Annotated in this window: 5 protein-coding genes and 2 rRNA genes (2 of these 7 cut by a window edge); 2 read left to right on the forward strand and 5 right to left on the reverse strand. The window is 35.6% G+C overall.

Annotated elements, in window-relative coordinates:
• A 23S ribosomal RNA gene (locus tag ACX9TM_RS01620) occupies positions 1–418 on the forward strand (it extends 2,504 nt beyond the left edge of the window).
• A gap of 48 nt (positions 419–466) precedes the next feature.
• A 5S ribosomal RNA gene (gene rrf / locus ACX9TM_RS01625) occupies positions 467–582 on the forward strand.
• A 75-nt stretch (positions 583–657) separates the two neighbouring features.
• Here the strand turns inward: rrf and ACX9TM_RS01630 are convergent.
• From ACX9TM_RS01630 to ACX9TM_RS01650, 5 genes are all read right to left on the reverse strand, one after another.
• The gene (locus ACX9TM_RS01630; RefSeq protein ID WP_001072420.1) at positions 658–1,116 is read right to left on the reverse strand and encodes an ASCH domain-containing protein; all 459 of its coding nucleotides are present in this window, start codon (positions 1,114–1,116) and stop codon (positions 658–660) included.
• A 354-nt stretch (positions 1,117–1,470) separates the two neighbouring features.
• Positions 1,471–2,268 carry an undecaprenyl-diphosphate phosphatase UppP gene (uppP, locus tag ACX9TM_RS01635; protein WP_001279957.1) on the reverse strand — a complete coding sequence of 266 codons (798 nt, stop codon included), beginning with the start codon at positions 2,266–2,268 and terminating at the stop codon, positions 1,471–1,473.
• Between the two features lie 17 nt (positions 2,269–2,285).
• Entirely contained in the window at positions 2,286–3,023 is a 738-nt protein-coding gene (locus ACX9TM_RS01640) for an ABC transporter permease (protein WP_000247719.1), read from the reverse strand.
• A complete protein-coding gene (locus ACX9TM_RS01645; protein WP_065382463.1) occupies positions 3,016–3,945 on the reverse strand; it encodes an ABC transporter ATP-binding protein in 930 nt (309 codons plus the stop codon). Before ACX9TM_RS01645 ends, ACX9TM_RS01640 begins: the two co-directional genes overlap by 8 nt.
• A gap of 68 nt (positions 3,946–4,013) precedes the next feature.
• Positions 4,014–5,000: the 3' portion of a sensor histidine kinase gene (locus tag ACX9TM_RS01650; RefSeq protein WP_065382464.1), read on the reverse strand. It continues 27 nt past the right edge of the window; only the last 987 of its 1,014 coding nucleotides appear in the window; the start codon falls outside the window, past its right edge; it ends in the stop codon at positions 4,014–4,016.

Raw genomic sequence — 5,000 nt, forward strand, 5'->3', positions numbered from 1 at the left:
ACGGGGAGGTTTGGCACCTCGATGTCGGCTCATCGCATCCTGGGGCTGTAGTCGGTCCCAAGGGTTGGGCTGTTCGCCCATTAAAGCGGTACGCGAGCTGGGTTCAGAACGTCGTGAGACAGTTCGGTCCCTATCCGTCGTGGGCGTAGGAAATTTGAGAGGAGCTGTCCTTAGTACGAGAGGACCGGGATGGACGCACCGCTGGTGTACCAGTTGTTCTGCCAAGGGCATAGCTGGGTAGCTATGTGCGGAAGGGATAAGTGCTGAAAGCATCTAAGCATGAAGCCCCCCTCAAGATGAGATTTCCCATAGCGTAAGCTAGTAAGATCCCTGAAAGATGATCAGGTTGATAGGTTCGAGGTGGAAGCATGGTGACATGTGGAGCTGACGAATACTAATAGATCGAGGACTTAACCATATAATATGTAGCAATGTTATCTAGTTTTGAAGGAATATGCCTTCATAGTTTGGTGATGATGGCAGAGAGGTCACACCCGTTCCCATACCGAACACGGAAGTTAAGCTCTCTAGCGCCGATGGTAGTTGGGACCTTGTCCCTGTGAGAGTAGGACGTCGCCAAGCAAGCTTAAGACGAGTCAGAATGACTCGTCTTTTTTGTATTTATAAAAATAAGAATGGCTGGTAAATCTCAGTTTATTAAAATTTCACTTTATTGTTCACATCAACAAGTTCAAAACGCTCACAGACGAGTAACATATCTTCAGAGAAATTAAGACCAATCTCATTTAGTTCCTTTGTAAAAAAACGAACATGGGTGTCTCTCCAGTAATTATAAGTACGATCTCCTTCGCCTTCAGCGATAGCGAATTCTTCGCTTACTTCATTCATTGGTGTTACAGTTACTTCTATTGTCTTAATAATAGCTACAGGTTCATCATTACTATTGAGTATAATACTATAATCATTAGTAGTCGGTAGCGATTCATTTTCTAATTCATAAAAAATGTGACCGGAGCATGTAGCTGTTTTAATACCGTCAATTACTAGTTGTGCAAGATAATTAGGGGCATCCCCAAATTGCCAAGCTGTAACAGATTCTGGTTTTTTGTTGTTTCCCCAATAAGTATCCCAATATGTCTGTGCTAATTGATTCATTTTTATCGTCACCTCACTCTAATTAATATTTAATCTCTTTATAATTCCTAGGAAATTTATTTATTTGTTATGCCTTTGTACTTATTTTTAATTTGTATCAGTGTTTTGCAAATTAAAAAGATACTATGTGGAGTGAATATAGTTTGTAAATATGTTCTGTACATATATGGGATCTTTAATTTTCCAATTGCATTTTATGATAAAGGACATAGTTACTTAAAGAACGTTCAGATTATGAATGGTAGTTTATTATCACTATGCCATATTGAAGTGAGTAATACTAGAGTTGAAATAGATAAAAAAACCGATATTCTAAATTGAATATCAGTTTAATAATATGTGACTTATATGAATCTATAGCAATACGAAAAGCGTAAATAAGATAGCCAACAAAATACGGTAGTATGCAAAAGGTTTTAAACCTATCTTCTCTAAAAGCTTTAGAAAAGTTACTACTGCTAGCATCGCTACTATAAAAGAGGTAATGAATCCTACCGCGAACATAGGGATGTCATCGACACTTAAATACTTCCAACTTTTTAGTAAGTCTAAGCCTGTTGCCCCAATCATTACAGGAAGAGCTATTAGAAAAGAGAATTCAGATGCAGTCTTATAATTTACTTTTGCTAATAGACCTCCAGAGATAGTAGAGCCAGCTCTAGAGAAGCCAGGGTATACCGCTAAGCACTGAAATAATCCGATTGTTAAAGCTTGGCGGTATGTTAAATCGTCCAGTGAATAGGCTGCTGCCTCTTTCTTTTTTACTTCTGCAAAGATCATAAGAATTGCCCCTGCTACAAGTCCAATCACAACAGTGTATGGCTGGAATAAGTATGTTTTAATAATATCATGTAGTAGCAAGCCAGCAACCACTGCCGGAAATACGCCAAGAAATACATGGAACGCGTTGAATTTTTTTTCTTTCTGTATAAGAGGTTTAATATTACATAAAGAAACGAGACGTTTATGATATAAAATTGCAATAGCTAAAATTGCGCCTAGCTGAATAACAATTTCAAACGTTTTTGCTCTTTCTCCCTCAAAGCCTAATAAATGCCCGACTAATATAAGGTGGCCAGTAGAAGATATAGGTAAAAATTCAGCTAATCCTTCTACAATACCGAGTATGAAGGCAATAATGATATCGCTCATAGTTTCACTCCTATACATTAATGAATGTCTACTTTTTTAAAATAGAATAGTGTTGCAATAAATCCGGAAATTGTCGTTACTGCAATGATGATATAAGAATACTCTGGTGGATATGTCGGTTGTAATTCGTTATTTGCGATATCTAGAGTAGCGGTCCACGGAAATAAATCTTTATGCTTGGAGTTTACGAGCATAAGATTAGTCATTGTAATAATGACTGTTAATATAATGGGTGGTACATAGCTCTTCATTACAAGAGTTAGTAGCACAATAGGTGAAGACAATAGAAAGAGAAGTCCACCACATATTAAAAATTCTAGGAAAGAACCTAAAAGTAAAGAAATGTTAAAACCAGGGAAGTTCCCCAATAGCCCTAATATTAAAGTAAGTGCCCAAGCGACTAAAGTTAGCATCATAATCCAAAGAAAGAGAATGATGAATTTACTTATAATAAAGCTAATGCGCGACACGGGGATAGTTAGTAAATTTTTCAGTGTATCTTCTGTATATTCGCGGGTAAGCAAATAAGCAACCACTACTCCATATAAGGGGAATCCTATAACTAAAGTAGTATATAAGTTAACGTCAGTGAATAATTGATGGAACCAAATAGTTGGAGTTGGCTGTTTTGTTTTTATATGTATATAAGAGGCTACTACAACTAAGAAAGGTGCGACACCAGCACCAATAATGCTAATTAAAAACATATTAGAGCGTTTTAGCTTTAAGAGTTCTGTATAGAGTAGATTAACCAATTGTTCCACCTCCAACTAGTTTGGTGAAATAATCTTCTAGTCTATCTTCGCTTATCATCATTTTTAATACTTCAATATCATCAAGAACAAATGTTCTGTTTATGTATCCTTGTTGTCCAAAATGAGAGTAAATACGAATATTTCCTTCATCATGTACTTCATAATCAAAAATTTGAAGATGATTTTCTAATAACATCACAGCTTTATCGTCATTATTCACTTGAAACTCTATGTACTTACGGTTTGCTTTGCGCAGCGTATCAAGAGAAACTTCTTCTAGTAACTTTCCTTCATGAATAATTCCGATACGATCGACTAACTGTTCTACCTCGGCTAATATGTGACTAGAAATGAGTATTGTTATATTTCTTTCTTGAGCTAAAGAATGAATAAGTTTTCGCATTTCTTTAATACCAATAGGGTCTAGTCCGTTAGTTGGTTCATCTAATATGAGTAGCTCAGGATAATGGAGAAGAGCACGTGCAATTCCTAAGCGTTGCTTCATTCCTAAAGAATACTTTCCTACTAACTTTTTTGTCTCATGCTGCAAGCCTACTATTTCTAATGCTTCTTCGATAGCATTCTTTTTGTGAACCCCAATTATTTTTGCATTAATTAATAGGTTTTCTTTTGCAGTTAAGTTTTCATAAAATCCTGGAACTTCAACTATAGAACCAATTCTGCTTAAAATATCTTTTTGATTTTGGAATAAGTTCTCTCCGAATATTTCAATCGTTCCACTTGTAGGCTTTATAAGACTAAGTAGCATACGAATGGTTGTTGTTTTACCAGCACCGTTGCGGCCTATGAAGCCATAAATCTCCCCTTGTTGAACATTAATATTTAAATTATCTACTGATTTTTGATTGCCATATACTTTAGTAAGGTTAGTCGTTTTTATAATTGTATTTATAGGAGACACCTGCTTTCTATAAGTTCTTACTTACATCATAAAAAGGAAGGCTTAACTGCATATTAATCATTTCTTAACTATTTCTTAAAAGTATTGTGCTTTGGAATAGAAAAGCCAAAAGTAGTTCGTTTCCATGGAGTACTTTCAACCCATATATGTCCACCGTTTTTCTCAACAAGCGCTTTGGAAATAGAAAGCCCGAGACCGCTACCACCAAATGAAGAGTTTCTTGATTGTTCGCTTCGGTACATTCGCTCAAATACGTTTTGTAAATCATGTTTTGGAATACCAGGGCCTTGATCCCAAATGTGAAGTTCGTATTCTGCATCAGCTTCTAGCAATTCGACTCCTATTGTTTTCCCATCCTTTCCGTAATAAATTGCATTTTTCATTAAATTACCGATAATCCGCATAATGCTTAGATGATCTGCGATGATAGGACAAGTAGATTCTGGTATGAGAATTTGCAGTTCGATGTTATGTTTTGAGAGCTCAGGTAAAAATTCAATCAAAACTTCTCTAGTAACTTCAGAAAAGTCGAGTTCTTCTTCTTTTAGTGGAAATTCATTAGCGTCTAGCTTCGCCATATTGAATATTTCATCAACTAGGTGCTTTAAGTTATTTGATTTCATATAGAGTATTTTAAGATATTCTTGTTTTTCTATTTCAGAAGCAGCAACTCCGTCTTTCAAAGCATCTATATATCCGATAATGGAGGTGAGTGGTGTTCGTATATCGTGGGAGATACTAGACAAAAGTTGTTTTCTGGATTCCTCGGATCTTTTGGCTTCAATTTGAACCTGCTCTAATTTACCTATTAGCTCGTTTATTGAAAAAACGATATTATGTAATGAGTGGTCATTGCTTGTGAATAATCTCGTTTGTAAGTTTCCTTTTAGTACACGACTTAATTTAGTATCCATTGCTTTGCGATGTTGAATGAATTGTATTCTTGAAAAGAAGAGATAAATTGTAATTAAGATAAGGATAATAAATAAAGACGTTGTTATTCTTGGATCCATTTGTATGTTTAAAATCCCGCAAATGATAAGTTGTAATGAAAT

The sequence above is a fragment of the Bacillus sp. LH1 genome (genome assembly GCF_057924895.1).